This window comes from Clostridium sp. LY3-2 (genome assembly GCF_024705715.1).
GTDB lineage: Bacteria > Bacillota > Clostridia > Clostridiales > Clostridiaceae > Clostridium.
Map to the genome: position 1 here is coordinate 57,407 of NZ_JAMDLQ010000041.1, position 14,759 is coordinate 72,165.

Below are 14,759 nucleotides of genomic sequence, written 5' to 3' on the forward strand. Positions count from 1 at the left end.
ACTAAAATCATTATTATTAAATTTATATAGCTGTATCATATTTATCAATAATAAATGTAGTTAGGGTTAATACTAACACTAACTACATTTCCTTCCCATCTAATTATATTTTCTTCTTGTTTTAATAAAGGGTATTTACCTTGTTTAATATTCTTATTTATATTAGATTCAATACATAATTCCTTTTCACTATTAATTAGGACTTCATCAGCAACATCAAATCCGATTAAAAAATCATTAATCCACATTTTAACGTATCCGTTTCCTCTTACTTTTATAAGTGGCTTACTTTCAAAATCTCCATCATTATATAATGACACCCCATTTTCAACATCTATAAATTGATTATTAGAAAATTTATAAGCAAATGGTGCTAAGGTAAATGTTACTGAAAATTTGCCCTTTCTTTTTTTTATCCTTTCAATATTTTCATAATCAACTTTCTTGATAAAATAAAAATATTCAGGATCATCAGCTAAGCTTAATCTTTTACCCACTAAATTATCTAACCATTTTCGTATTTTTCTTACAGAATTATTTATATAATTTCTATCTATAAAGTTATAATTAACAGTAAATACTCTATCTTGATACCCATTAGTTTCATATTGAGTACCATCTACACCATCTATTTCATAGCTTTTAACTTTTCTTTGTAGAGCAGGAAAATTCGACCTAGAGATTGCTTTTAATCCAAAATCAGAATCATAACTTAAACCCTCTACAGTTTCACTTCCTATAGCTACATAATATCTAAGCAATTCTCACATCTCCTTTCTTTCCTCTTGATACTCTATATTCGTCCTTATCACCTTTTATTTTTCTAGCAACCTTTTTATAAACGTTTTTAGAAACGACCTCTCCGTCCATAGTATTTGTATTTTCAACTATTACAAATATATTGTTTGTTGTATTAGTATTTAGCCTTGAATTTATGCTATCAATATCTGCATTTGATATTGTTGGTTTAATATTAGTATTAATTGTTCTGTTAAGACTTTGCTTAATATCAAGATTTACGTGGTCCATTTCTTCAATATATCCAACTCCAACCCCTTGAGCCATATATTTACCTACTTCATTTTTTAATACTCTACTAGGACTATGTATGTCCAATGCTCCTTTAAATCCATCTACAAGTCCACCACAAAAGTCTCCTATACCTCCTAATATCCAACTTCCCATACTTGTTATACCTTCCCAGATACCTTTAACAATATCCTTTCCAATACTAAGCATTTTACTTGGAAGATTTTTAACAGTATCAACAATACCATCCACTAATTTTCCACCTGCGTCACACGCTGCATCCCAAAGGTTACTACCCCAGTCAATAACTTTTCTACATGCACTACACAACCATTGCCAAATCCTACTAGGCAATTTTTTAAACCAATCTATAATAGCTAATATAGTTTTTTCTGCTGCCTGTCTTCCCTTTTCATAAGTTTCGCTTCCCCACTTTGCGATATTATTTATAGCTTGTAATAAAGCATTCCATAGTTTGCCTGGTAAAGCCATAAACCATTTAATAATTGCAGCAATACCATTAGGTATTGTTTTAGTTATAAAACTCCATATCCCCATTATTCCCTTAACAATAAGTCCTGCTAAATATCCAAGTCCTTCTCCAATACGTTTAGGAATTAATTTTATTTGTTCCCATAACCATTTAAGGAAATTTGGAATTGATGTAGTAAAGAAATTTTTAATACTATTCCAAACCTCAACCGCTTTATTTTTTATGCTAACAAGAATCTCAACTATCTTATCTTTTAGTTGTTTGAACTTTTTAGGAAATGATTTTATACCCTGCATTATAGCTTTTCCTAATGCATTAACACCATTTCTAAACCATTCACACTTTTTATAAAGTAATACTAATCCTGCTATTAATGCTGCAATTCCCATTACTATCAATCCAATAGGGTTCATATTCATAACGAAATTTAAAACTCTTTGTGCTGCAGTTTGAAGCTTAGTTGCTATAGTCCATTTTTCCATTAAACTTTTTATTTTTTTATAATTTTTTATAGCATCACTAACAGCTCCTGTTACTTTACTAACTCCAAAGAATAAACCTGTAAATCCAACAACTCCTGCACCTATTCCTAAAACTACTTTCCTTTGTCCTTCACTAAGAGAGTTAAATGCTCCTGTTACTTTAGAAAGCCCATCTGCAAGCTTTGAAACTACAGGAGATAGTATTTCTCCAAACTGAATCATTGAGTTTTTAGCTTTATTTAAAGATGTTCTTAAATTATTTCCTGTTGTATCATTAATTTTCTTTAATGCAGTATCAGTTGAACCTGCTGCACTTTCCATAGCCTTAGTTTTTGTTGTAAAGTCACTAAAGTTTTTTCCACATAAAGCAGTCATTGCAGTTGTAGCTTCTGTACTACTAAATAATTTAGCCATCTTATCGGATTGACCGCCAGTTTCCTTTTGAACAATCTTTAATACTCCAGTTAACCCTTGAGCTTTTATCATAGCTTGTCCATTAGCATAACCGTATTTTTGCATAACCTTTTGCATATCTCCAGTAGGTCTCATAAGATTACTAAATACAGCCTTTAACTGAGTTGATACTTCGCTTGTGTTTCCTGTAACTCCAGTTAATGTTGCCATAGAGCCATACAAATCAGTCATTTTTACATTTAGTCCTGATGCTAGTGGGAAAAGTGGTTGCATTGAAGCTGCCATTTCTGGGAATGTAGTAACTCCTAGTTTTGCTGTTTGGAATGCCAAGTCAGATATTTTCTTTGCGGTTTCGTTGTTTACTTGTCCATATCCTTTCATACCTGCAGATATAAGAGCAACCGAATCAGCAACCGCTGCTCCACCAGCTTTAGCACCTTTTGCCATTGTATCAAATATTAATTCAGTTTCTTTTCCACCGTCACCTATACTTGATATTGCTGTGTACATACCATCTGTTACAGTCTTTAAATCCATTCCTGTTTGATTAGACACATCCATTATTTTATTTTTATATCCATCTAAATGGCTATGATCATCTAAAAGTGTATTTATATTAGCCAGTCCGTCTTGATAATCCATACTAAACTTAGTAGCAACTACTCCTGCTCCTGTTATTCCAAGTGCTAAGGGTGCCATTTTTGAAGATATTGACCCTGTTGCTTTACTTACTTTATCAAGTTTACCTGTTACATTGTCGAGTTTAACTGATTTTATTTTTTTATTTACTTCATCTAATGCATGCTGATTTTCCATTAAAGCTTTTTTGCTTTTATTCATTTTTACAGTTGCTTGATCTAGTTTCTTATTAGTAGTTTCAATAGCTCTATCGTTAACAGCATAGCTTTCTTTTAATTTGTTAAGCTCTTGCTTAAGTTCTTTTGACTTTGCAGAGTTTTTGCCTGTAACATCTACAGCTTCTTTATACTTTTTACTTGTTTCTTCTATTTTTTTATTTAATAAATCACGAGCTTTCTTTTGCTTATCTAAATCTTGATTAAGTTTCTGCATTACTTTCTGTTGCAACTCAACCATAGAATTTTGAATTTTCATTTTTGCAGATAACTCAGATTGAGAAACTTTAAGTTTATCAGCTTCTTTCCCAAACAATTTAGCTTGCGTTGATGATAAGTTAAATTGACTGCCTAATACTTTTAATTGTCTAGTCATTTCAGTCATTTGCTTTTGGAAATCAGAACTATTAGCACCTATTTTTACATTAGCACTCAAATACTCACCTCCTTGCATCTAAAATGAATAAAAAAAGAAGATTATTTATTCTTCTAAATAATCTTCTGAATCATCTTTATGCTCTTCTAAGTATTCAATTTCACTTTTTACATAATCTAATAAATCAACTAGATTAATTTCAAGGCAGTCTCTTAAACTATTTTTACAATGTTTTATTGAAAATCTAAAAACATCATTAAGTAAATTGATTAAATTTTCATATATATCTATATGCTCTTCAATTACATACCCATTTTCTTTGTCAAAATCATCAAATATTGACTCCTCAATTTCAATATAATTTTCTTTATTTAACTCCCTAAACTTCTCTATTATAATTTCTTTTACATATAGCTCTATAAAATAAAAGACATAATATAGATCATGTATTGAAATTTTATCTAAATCAGAATCTCTTAAATTATTAAAAAATAACTTTAAAACTTTATATATCAAGCATATATTTTCTTTTATATTCTTTTTGTACTCTAAGTATTTTTTAAATTTTCCTCCAGTTAATTCAGAAATATAAAATTTCTTTCCTAAACAAGAAATACTTAAATTTTCTATTTCTTGTTCTTCGTAAAAACCTTTGTTGCTTTATCTATTTTACTATCTAATTTACCCATAACTTCAATGTCGCAATGCATAAACTCAAAAATAATGTCTGCTATTTCAAAGTTGTCATTTATATCTTCTTCTGTAAATTGATTATCATATATAGAAACTAATGTATTAACCATTAAATCTAAATCTTCATCTGTATATTCAACACCATTTTTATTATTTAGTTTTTCTTTAGCTTCAGTATAAATTTTATATTTCTTTCTTACAATTTTCCCACTATCAAATGTTTTATCTAATATTTTAATTTTCATAATATAACCACCTTATCTTTATTTTTGTGTTTTTTCTGGAACAGTAATTGTAGAAGGCTCTGGAACTTTAGTAAACCAAGCCTTTAATATGTCAGCTGCATCTGTAACTCCACCGCTTATAAATTCAGTTTCTGATGCATCAACCTTAACTAAGTTATCTTTTTTTCTTGCCATTATAGTTCCTTTAATTTTAGTGTTTTGTCTTTTAGCCTTTTTACCGATTCCTTCAAAATCCTCTTCTTCTTCAGCACCAAAATTAACCCTGTAAAAACAATAAAATTTATATTTTCCATTAGTCATTTTACTTCTAAATAAAATACAAACATCATTAGCCTTATCCTCTGCATTAGTAACTGACATACCATTTAAATTCTTATGTCCTCTTATTCTTTCAACTATTTCAGCAGTCAAATAATCTCCTTCAAGTTCTATTTCTCCACCTTCAAAGTCCTGGTCTATTTCGTCTACTATATCATCAAAATATACAAACTCACTTGTATACTTTAATTTTATTTTTGCTGATGCAGCCTTCATTAATTTTGTTAAATTAGTTGCACTATAATTTCCTGAATCATCTTTCTCAATATCTGCTACAGTAAAATCACAGACACCTTTTCTTTGTGCCATACTATTCATCTCCTTTTAATTCTTCTATATAAGTAAATCTCATTGCTCTATGATATATTTTTGTATCTGTTTCATATAAATTTTCACCTTGATTAAAAATGAAATCAGCTTTCTTTAAAGAGTCCTTACAAAAGTCTCTTAGATCATTAACTTCTTTTGAATATTTACCCCAAACATCAACTTGTATATTATGCTCTACAGTTAAATTCTCATCATCATAAAAATCATCATCTTGCGTTAGATATTCGTGAACAGTAATATGAGTTTTATTTAAATCTTTATCATACCAACCTTCAATTATATCTACATTACAAGGCTCTAAGATATCATAAACCAATTCAATAATATTAAATTTCAACTAAACACCTACTTTTCTAATGATTTAATTAACCTATCATAATATTTATAAGCTATATCATCATATTTCTTTTTCATAATTGCATTAACCTTACCAAAAGCATGATGTGGAGGTCTTTGAGAAGTTCCCCATTCTTCCATTTTCATATAATAATAAGGCGAATTATCTGATTTATCCCATCCAACTAAAACATACAAATAACCATTTTTTCTTTTAAATTTAGGTGATGGGACATTATCAGCAGCGTGTCCATTAGGTCTAGTCCCTTTTCTTCCACTTTTACTATTATCAGCGCTTTTATGAATCAAAGGTTTTACAGCTTGATAAGCTAAATCTCCACAATCCTTTAATAAATTTTTATTGGTCTTTTCCAATTCAGAATTAGTGGATAATTTTTCGGCTGTTTTTATCAATTCATCCAAGCCTATAAATTTCATATCTATATCCATCTAAATAATCTCATTACACTTTAGTTTAATAAAATCTTTTTTATAGTTTAGGAAATCAGGATAATAAATTTTATAATCTCTTCCATTCCAACTAACTATAAATTTATCCTTATCCCTTAATTCTTCTAATTCTTTGCAATATCTCACTTTAAATATAACTGTATTTTCTAACTTTATGTTTAATGCTCCATAGAGCTCTTGTCCATATAAACTTAAAACCTCTGCCCTACAAGAATAAAAAGGAAGTGAGTTGACTCCAACTCTGCTTCCTTTTTCAACTATGTCTTCATTTTTTTTAATTTCAATTCTTTCTTTTAGCATTTAATCATCTCCGCCACAATTTGATAATAAATCTAGTATTGTATTTGATATTGAATCATATCCACTTTTATTTTTTAAATCTAGCCCTCTATTATCATATAAATCAGATACTACTTTTTTAATTAATAAATTTGCCATTTTTACTTTGTTTGGGAAATTTTTATACTCTTCCCCAACGCAACTATCAATGTATATTTCAGCCTGCTCTATTAATTGTTTAATAAGTTCATCATCAAACTTAGTATCCACTTGTATATATTGTTTAACTTCTTCGATTCCTAGCATAATTATATCTCAATCTTTTTAATGCTTCTTGCAGATCCAAGCTCTGGTACGAATCTTTCTAAAATTCTTATCTTGCTTGTATCATTTTCAAATCCTGCTTCGTCTGATTTTGCAATAGTTATTTGCTTTCTATCTAAATATTTAACTGCTTCTTTGAAATTAAGTACATAGAATACACATTTCTTTCCTTCTGTTAATTTAACTAAAGCATCATCAACTGTTACTATTGGTTTATTATTGAAGTATTCTACTCCATTGACATTAGTTATTAAATTTAATTTTCTTCCTTCCTTGTCTTTCATATTTTTTAGTAAACAATATCCTGCAACATTTGTAATTGTCATAAGTCCATTTTTAACTGAAGGTAATGATGAATCCATAGCAGTTTCAACATCCTCGTAAGTAGTAGCACCAGTTACTTCTGTTGCATTGTCTGCTATTACTTTCATAATCTTAGCATTTTCTTTTACAGTAGCTATATTTACAAAGTTTTTTCTAACTAATGTTTCAACATCAAGTACAGCATCATCTAAAGTTTCAGATGTTATTTCTTGTATTAAACCAACCTTGCTGCATTTATACTTAACCTCTTTAGTAACTAAATCACCTGTTACGATATCTTTTCCTTCTTCAACATCTGCTAAATCATTTTGATCTAAATCTACAACTGGTATTGTACCTTCATTTTTATTTACAGGAATTACATCACAGTATTCTTTTAATGATCCAAAGCCTTTTTGTAATTCTATAACTTGATTTACAAATTCTTTAGGAATAATTGCAGCATTTTTATCACTAGATATTAGTGCTCTTTCTTCAGCAGATAATTCGCCCATCCCAGTAATAAGCTTTGTAATTGCTCTCATTTCATTTACTTTTACATTAGGATCTTTCCTTCTTTTATTTTGTTGAGTTTTTAAACTTCTTTTTTCTTCCTCAACAATTTCTTCTTCAAGTTCAAGAAGCTCCCTCTTTTCTTTAATTTTGTTTCTTATTTCCTTAGCTCCTTGTACATCTCTCTTTTCAACTAACTGTTTCATCTCCTCAGTTAATGATCTAATTTCCTCTTTTAACTTTAAAATTTTTTCCATTTATATTCTCCTTCCAAAATAAAAGAACTACTTAATTTAGTAGTTCATTAAAAATCTCTGTTACCTCTATATCTTTTTTTAATTCTTCTAGTTCTCTTAATTCTTTTACTTCATTTTCATTTTCTTCCTTTGCTCTTTTATAAACAGAGCTTGAAGTACTTTCATAAGCTGGATTTACAACAATGCTGCAATCACTTATTTTATATATTTTATTTATAGTTCTAAAATCATAACCTCTTTTATCGTCTAAATCCCAGTCCCAAGATTGAGCTGAATCATCTTTCCAATCTAAAGAAAAAGCAAAACTACATTTTCCTACAATTCCATTTTCCATATTTTCAATTAAATCTCTTGCATAAGTTGTATTTGTTGGTATAGCATCGAAAAATAATCCTTTATCATCTACACTTAATATTAAACTTCCTGGTCCAGATGTTTTACTATTCCTAGCTAAAATAAGATTATCATTATGGTTATAATTCAAAATAACATTAGATAAATCACAATTATCTAATGCACCCCTTTTAATTGTTTCTTTAAATCCTAAATCTTCTGAAATAGTATCAAAGGTTAAAGCATATCCTTGAATATGAATTTCTTTTAAATCTCCTTCGCCAACTTGCCTAATTTCAAACTTTCCAAAACTTCTAATCTCTTTATCTGTTTTCATTTTTTCCACCCCCTTTCGCTCTTGTAATGTCACTTAAATCTTTTAATTTATAAACTCCTGATGATACTAAAATATCATCTCCACCTTCAACTAACGTTTTGCCTAATATTTCTCTTACATCATTAACCGTATATCCCGAGTTTTTAATATATTCTGTTAATATTGCAGCTTGCGTCTTAGAATCTGTTCTAAGCATAACTTGTTGATTAAATCTAGCCTTATAACCTTTTTTTCTGTCTTTTTCAGAAATATACTTCCAATCAAATTCCTGTTCTATTTGTTGAAATTTAATAAGTAGTGTATCAGTTAAAAAACCTAAATTTTGCATTTCCATATTGTTATTGTTACTGTCCTCTAAATCTCCAATTTGAGAAGGACTTAACCCATAACAATTAGCTATTTCTCTTCTACTTAATTTTCTAATTTGTTCAAATTGTGCATCAGCTAAACTTAAATTAAAGTTTGATACGTTATATCCTGCGGGTACTGTAAATGTCCTCCCGTCATTTGAATATAACCTACTAAACTTAGCTTGTATCTTTTTTAATTCCTTCTCATCTTTTATATCACTCGTTAATTGGATGATCATCTTATTTGTAAGCCCATTATTAAATAGTTTATTTAAATACTTTTGCCCTTTAATATTTGTATTTATAACATCTTTAAGAAGGTCCTTATTAGCTTTTGTATTTATTCCATCAAAACTTAATCCTGGTTTATATAATAAAATATCTCCTTCAAAGCAATAACCGACCTCATTTACTAACGAATACTCAACTAAAACTTTATTTCTCTTTTCAGAACTTATTAAGCCTGCATCATCAACTATTATTCCAGTTACTTTTGCAGGATATAAATAATTAGTATCACGATCAATTACTAATCCACTAACCCCATAATGCTCCCCAGTTGCTACCCACGCTTTTATACAATCAACTGCCGTCATATAAGGATTAGGTCTTAATCTTAACTTTTCATAATCCTTATGATTATACGCTTCAACCTCTCCCTTATCTGTTCTTTGTTTCAAAACTAAAGGACATTTTGCTACACCTTCTGAAATAAATTTTATACATCTAAGATATGTAGTTTCCTTAAGCTCCTGCTCTGGAACAACATCATAACCTTTTTGAAATAATTCGGACCAAGTATATTTTGATAAGCTATCATCTAAACTTCTTTTTTCTACTTTATCCCAAAACATTTATTTCCTACCCTTCTGCACAAAATAACTTAATGCAAATACTGCAGCTCCTAAAATGTACATAGCTATATATTTATTCCAAGTAAATGTAGTAAAAAAAATAATAAAAAAAGAAATTATTAACAACAAGTCTGCTATAAACAATTTCTTAGTAACTGTATCTTTTATTCTTTTATATTTATCTTTTATTTTATTCATCCCATTCCTCCATTTTTTCTAATTCAGCGAAAGGATCGTAATGTCCGACTTCATTTTCTTCAACCGCTATTCCAAGTCCCATTACCATAGCAATAATACCATCAATCTTAAATTCAGATTTCTTTTTACTGTATTTAATATTTAATGCATCATCATAAATAGCAATAGTCTTTTTTGCCATAAAATTAAATACTTCATTTTCTGCAATTATTAGTCGTCCATCTATAAGTAGATTTTCAAAGTCATTAATAAATGGCGTGAATGTTTTAAACCCTTGACCTAGAGGTATTATATCCCATTTGCCCTCTAACCTATTTAGTATGGTCTGACTGCCCCACCTATCGAATCCAATTTTATCAATTTCAAACATTTCATCCATATCATAAAGATAATCTAATAATTGTTCAAAATTTATATAATTTCCTTCTAAGGCTATTAAATTCCCATCCTTAACCCATCTTGAATATGGATTTTTATCATTTTCTTCTCTCTCCATTAGAGTATTTTTAGGCGTAAATAATAATGGGTAGATTATATATTTATCTCTATCTTCATCATAAAAAACCATAACAAAAGCTGTTATATCGTTTTTAGATGATAAATCTAAACCACACCAACAAACTTTATAATCCTTTAATTCCTCTAGCTCTATTTTTTGAGTACACTTATTCCAAAGCTCCATATTTATAGCATTTTTAATATTATCTGTTGCTATATGCTGATTTAAATATAATCTCCTGAATTTCGCTTCAAAAGTTTTCATAGCCATAGCTTTCTTAGCTAATTTAATAAAGTCATCTACTTTTTTAAAACATCCTAATGCTGGGTTAGCGTTGCACCATTCGTCTATATCGAAAATATCACAATTCTTTTGGCCCTCATAAATAGCATAAAAAAATGTTTCGTCATCTATTTCTCTTTTTTCTAATTTTTTAGAATAACTATACATTTGGTATTCTAAGTTTTCTTCATCTTCACCACTTGATGCAGTTGTAGTAGTGAACATAATAGGATCATCCCAAAGCCCCATCCCAGTAATAAGTTTTGAATACGCTTCATCACTTTTATACTCATGAACTTCATCTAAAACTACAATATAACTAGCGTATGAATCTAGGTTTCCACCTTCATTACTAAGAACCCTCAATGTACTATTAGTAGCTTTTCTATACATTTCTTTTTTAGATTCAGTTATTTTTACATATTTCTTAAGTGTTCTATTATTGTTAATAGTAAGTTTAATAGTATTAAATAAGTTAGTAGCTTGTTTAATATCATTTGCAACAATTATATATTCAGCTCCATAAGTATCCTCAGTATAAAATAAATATATAATTATCCAGGCAACTAATGAACCTTTACCATTCTTACGCCCGATATTTAAATGAGCTTCTTTAAATCTTCTAAAGTTTGTTTCCCTGTTTCTTACACATAAAATAGATGTAAGTATTTCAAACTGGAATCTTAACAGTTTAATTTTTTGTCCCTTTTTTCCTTTATCCAAAGTTAATTTAGATAAAAATTTAAAAAGCTTTCTTGCTTCTTCTTCATCAAAATAATAGACTTCATCATCATATTTTTCTTTTTGTTTTGAAATTACATCATCTAATATATAACTCTTTTGAATAAATACACTTTTTTCTATGTGCTTTTTTATTTCATCTATTTTGTTTATTATCATTTAGATATCATTTCTTCCATTTCTTCATCCGTTCCACCACTATTCATTACTATCTTTTTATTCATCCGAGCTCTTGATGCTGGTGTTAATCCTAACTCCTTCATCCAGTTTCTCATTTCTTCGATAGCCTTATTTTTCATTTGATAATACGGATGTTGTTGAGGATAACCATCTTTTGAATAGATTAAATATCCTTCCTGATCTAGCAATGATGAAAATTTCAAAATATCGCTATAACTTGCACAATATCTCTCCAAAGCTTTAATATCTTTTTCAGTAATTTCTTTCTTTTCTTCTTCAAATAATTTGATAATTCTTTTCCATTCTTTTTTTGCATCTTTGTCTAAAAAACTCGGACATTTTAATTTAGCCATACAAAATTATCCTCCTTTCATGACACAGCACCCCCCCTACCCTAAAAAATTTCAAAAAATCTTTCACGTCCTTAGATTACGCGACCTTTTCAGAATAGCTTTAAACTTTTGATACCCCCCACCCTAACCTTGATAACTCCAGCGGTTAAAAAGATTAAATTCATATCTATAAATTAGGTCGTATTAATTAATATAAAAAATATTTATTATAATACGTTTAATAAGGGTATCTATTTTAAATAGATTTATATATAAAAAGAGTTAATTATATATATAAATTACATACAATTAACTCTTTTATAGTTCGTATTCTTCTATAAATTTTAGTTTTAAATTTAAAAGTAACTCTTGCATCTTAACCTTGTTACCTTTGTTATACTCTCTATGAACTATGCGGTGATTCTTCTCAGTTAAATAGATTAGGTTATCTATATTCAACCTCATATTATAATCATCACTAAGCTCTACAATATGATGAACTCTTTCACCCTGCACGATCTTATTATATTTATAATACTCTATTACATCTATACAAAGTGTAGATTTAGCTGCTACATCCCTTAACCTTCTCCAGGCATCAGAGTTATAGAAAGACTGAAACCTCTTTTGTTCTTCATTATGCATTCTTCTATTCTTATATTCTTTATATCTTTTCTTTTGCTCTAGATTATATTTTTTACTATGATACTCACAATAGCTAACACCATCTTTAACTATCTTCTTGCATCCATGATAGCTACATAACTTTAATAACATTCAAACTACTCCATATGTTATTATTCACTAAAACATAAACTTTCTAAGTATTCTAAAATCATTTTTAGTTCATCATTAAATTTATTGTAATTACTTATTTTTAAAATTGATTGTAGCTCAATAGCTCTTTCCATTTGATCTTCGTACATGTTAACATTCGTAAATCCAAAAGCAGTAGAAACAGATGTTAATGCAGTAGCATAATCAAATAATGAACTAACGTTATTATTATATTGATTCGATAAAACTTTTTTAACATAAGTAGTATAATTGTGCACTCCATTATCAAAATCTAATCCATTTTCATGTATTGTATTAATATATGTATTGTAAAATTTTAATAATTTTTCTCCAATATATCTATCATCTATTAGAATAAAATCATATATCCATTCTTTGAATGATACATCTAACTTTACAAAGTTAAAATATTTGTCATATAAATTTAAAAATTTATGCTTATCTTTAACAGCTAAATCGATATTTATTATAACAAGTTGTTCTAAGTTCTCAAAATAATGTGTCATTTCTAAAAAAATCATTAATGCAATTTTTTTGTTTTTTTCTTTTCTATTAGTTTCATCTTTATTATTGGCATCATTTATTGTATAAACAACTCCAATCATAGTTAATAATCCTGAAAACAAAGTTGCTGCTAACATAAATAGTTGAACAGACCACTCTTTTAATATAGTATTTGACGTTAAAGTTAAATATAAAACTGAAAAGGCTCCTAGCCATAAAATAATCAAGCCCAACAGTATTAATATAACTCTATTCCTCCTAAAAAACTTCCTCAACAATATTCCCCCTTTTACAACATTATATATTGAGGTAACTTTTTAATCAATAACTTGTAAAACACGCCCCATAATACATAATGTGTGGCTTTCAGCAAAATCGCCTAACCCTTTATAAAATCAATGATTAAAGCTATTATAAAAATTCAATGCCCAATCAATCTTTTATGTCCCATTTAATAAATTTTAAAACCCTTAATCATACGATTTATATGGCTCTGTTCCACTCCAATATAATGAAGTGTTATAGAAGGATCAGAATGATTAAATATCTTTTGTAATGTAACTACATCCTTATATTGCTTGTAAAAGTGATAACCAAATGTTTTCCTTAGTGTATGAGTCCCTAAATTATAAAGCCCAAATACTTCTCCTGCTTCACTTAGTATTCTATAAGCTTGTTTTCTACCAATTGCTCTATTATAACCAACTCTTGATTTAATAAGATATTCTTCTGAATCTCTATCTAAACAGTATTTCTTTAATTCTCTCTTTAATATCGGAGTCATAGGGAATATTTTTTGCTTTCCAGTTTTCTTTTCTCTTATAGATATATACTCTTTACCTTTAACATCTTTAATTTTGAGTCTTAAAATATCTGATATTCTAAGTCCTGAATTAATACCTAAAATAAACATTATATAATTTCTTTCACTATATTTTTTAAAATAACTAGCTATCTCTTGAACTTTGATACTATCTCTTATAGGCTCAACATAATTCATATAATCACTCCCTTTGCTTTAATGCTCCATTAACTCTTTTAAATGAACTATGCTGCATACATTCTTCGATTCCTTGGCAAGGATCATAAATTACAACTTCTTCTTCACATTTGCCACGTTTATAATCATTACATAGTGGTGAGAAGAAGTTACATGCACATAGTAGTCGCTTTCCTTCCCACTTCATATATAATGGCATTTTTATTTTTTTAATCTTATTATTCACCCTTCTCACCTCTAATTTAGTAATTGGTAATTATAAGTTCACCATAGTTTTTTCTAGCTTCTTTACTTCTTGATACTGAATAACTTACTTCTATTTCTTCAATATTAAAATCTTTATACCACTCTCTTACCTTCGGATGGTCATTTATAGTTAATAGAAATTTCCCTTTTATATTTTTAAGTTTATCTCTTAATAGCAGGTGCTCCTTCTCTCCAAACTCTGAACTATATCCCATAGTTTCAAAATAAGGAGGATCACAAAAGAAGAAACTATATTCTCTATCATATTTATCTATTATTTTTTCAAATGATAGATTTTCAACAAAAGTATTTCTTAAACGTTCTTTAAGATCATTAAGTATTCCTTTATAAAAAATATGAGGAGCTGGCTTAGAAGTAGTTCCGTAGC

Annotated in this window: 20 protein-coding genes; all 20 read right to left on the minus strand. The window is 28.5% G+C overall.

What is annotated here, in order from left to right; all coding sequences use genetic code 11:
- Window positions 1–44: 44 nt before the first annotated feature.
- Window positions 45–761: a distal tail protein Dit gene (locus M4I33_RS13105; RefSeq protein ID WP_257917215.1), complete on the minus strand. Its 717-nt coding sequence runs from the start codon at window positions 759–761 to the stop codon at window positions 45–47.
- Window positions 754–3,708 carry a phage tail tape measure protein gene (locus tag M4I33_RS13110; protein ID WP_257917216.1) on the minus strand — a complete coding sequence of 985 codons (2,955 nt, stop codon included), beginning with the start codon at window positions 3,706–3,708 and terminating at the stop codon, window positions 754–756. Before M4I33_RS13110 ends, M4I33_RS13105 begins: the two co-directional genes overlap by 8 nt.
- Before the next feature lie 45 nt (window positions 3,709–3,753).
- Window positions 3,754–4,164: a hypothetical protein gene (locus tag M4I33_RS13115; RefSeq protein WP_257917217.1), complete on the minus strand. Its 411-nt coding sequence runs from the start codon at window positions 4,162–4,164 to the stop codon at window positions 3,754–3,756.
- A gap of 110 nt (window positions 4,165–4,274) precedes the next feature.
- Window positions 4,275–4,586 (minus strand): phage tail assembly chaperone G, encoded by a 312-nt coding sequence (gene gpG / locus M4I33_RS13120; protein WP_257917218.1) that lies wholly within the window; start codon window positions 4,584–4,586, stop codon window positions 4,275–4,277.
- A gap of 18 nt (window positions 4,587–4,604) precedes the next feature.
- The gene (locus M4I33_RS13125; RefSeq protein WP_257917219.1) at window positions 4,605–5,213 is read right to left on the minus strand and encodes a major tail protein; all 609 of its coding nucleotides are present in this window, start codon (window positions 5,211–5,213) and stop codon (window positions 4,605–4,607) included.
- 1 nt (window position 5,214) lies between these two features.
- Window positions 5,215–5,571, minus strand: coding sequence for a hypothetical protein (locus M4I33_RS13130; protein WP_257917220.1), 357 nt, complete (start codon window positions 5,569–5,571; stop codon window positions 5,215–5,217).
- Between the two features lie 8 nt (window positions 5,572–5,579).
- Window positions 5,580–6,020, minus strand: a complete 441-nt coding sequence (locus M4I33_RS13135; RefSeq protein ID WP_257917221.1) for an HK97-gp10 family putative phage morphogenesis protein — start codon at window positions 6,018–6,020, stop codon at window positions 5,580–5,582.
- Window positions 6,021–6,341, minus strand: a complete 321-nt coding sequence (locus M4I33_RS13140; RefSeq protein WP_257917222.1) for a phage head closure protein — start codon at window positions 6,339–6,341, stop codon at window positions 6,021–6,023. It abuts the gene before it with no gap.
- Window positions 6,342–6,626 (minus strand): head-tail connector protein, encoded by a 285-nt coding sequence (locus M4I33_RS13145; protein WP_257917223.1) that lies wholly within the window; start codon window positions 6,624–6,626, stop codon window positions 6,342–6,344.
- A gap of 2 nt (window positions 6,627–6,628) precedes the next feature.
- A complete protein-coding gene (locus tag M4I33_RS13150; protein ID WP_257917224.1) occupies window positions 6,629–7,717 on the minus strand; it encodes a phage major capsid protein in 1,089 nt (362 codons plus the stop codon).
- A 31-nt stretch (window positions 7,718–7,748) separates the two neighbouring features.
- On the minus strand, window positions 7,749–8,387 hold the full coding sequence (locus tag M4I33_RS13155) for an HK97 family phage prohead protease (RefSeq protein ID WP_257917225.1): 639 nt from the start codon (window positions 8,385–8,387) through the stop codon (window positions 7,749–7,751).
- Entirely contained in the window at window positions 8,374–9,591 is a 1,218-nt protein-coding gene (locus tag M4I33_RS13160; RefSeq protein WP_257917226.1) for a phage portal protein, read from the minus strand. Before M4I33_RS13160 ends, M4I33_RS13155 begins: the two co-directional genes overlap by 14 nt.
- On the minus strand, window positions 9,592–9,789 hold the full coding sequence (locus M4I33_RS13165; RefSeq protein WP_257917227.1) for a hypothetical protein: 198 nt from the start codon (window positions 9,787–9,789) through the stop codon (window positions 9,592–9,594). It lies immediately after the preceding gene.
- Complete coding sequence (locus M4I33_RS13170) at window positions 9,782–11,470, minus strand: terminase large subunit (RefSeq protein WP_257917228.1); 1,689 nt, start codon at window positions 11,468–11,470, stop codon at window positions 9,782–9,784. Before M4I33_RS13170 ends, M4I33_RS13165 begins: the two co-directional genes overlap by 8 nt.
- The gene (locus tag M4I33_RS13175; RefSeq protein ID WP_257917229.1) at window positions 11,467–11,844 is read right to left on the minus strand and encodes a phage terminase small subunit P27 family; all 378 of its coding nucleotides are present in this window, start codon (window positions 11,842–11,844) and stop codon (window positions 11,467–11,469) included. The genes M4I33_RS13170 and M4I33_RS13175 overlap by 4 nt, the downstream gene beginning before the upstream one ends.
- Window positions 11,845–12,141: 297 nt before the next feature.
- Window positions 12,142–12,600 carry a hypothetical protein gene (locus tag M4I33_RS13180; protein WP_257917230.1) on the minus strand — a complete coding sequence of 153 codons (459 nt, stop codon included), beginning with the start codon at window positions 12,598–12,600 and terminating at the stop codon, window positions 12,142–12,144.
- A gap of 20 nt (window positions 12,601–12,620) precedes the next feature.
- A complete protein-coding gene (locus M4I33_RS13185; RefSeq protein WP_257917231.1) occupies window positions 12,621–13,400 on the minus strand; it encodes a hypothetical protein in 780 nt (259 codons plus the stop codon).
- A 176-nt stretch (window positions 13,401–13,576) separates the two neighbouring features.
- The gene (locus M4I33_RS13190; RefSeq protein ID WP_257917232.1) at window positions 13,577–14,125 is read right to left on the minus strand and encodes a site-specific integrase; all 549 of its coding nucleotides are present in this window, start codon (window positions 14,123–14,125) and stop codon (window positions 13,577–13,579) included.
- A gap of 4 nt (window positions 14,126–14,129) precedes the next feature.
- Window positions 14,130–14,351, minus strand: coding sequence for a hypothetical protein (locus M4I33_RS13195; RefSeq protein WP_257917233.1), 222 nt, complete (start codon window positions 14,349–14,351; stop codon window positions 14,130–14,132).
- Window positions 14,352–14,367: 16 nt separating this feature from the next.
- Window positions 14,368–14,759: DNA adenine methylase (locus M4I33_RS13200; RefSeq protein ID WP_257917234.1), on the minus strand; the 392-nt coding region annotated here is incomplete at its 5' end.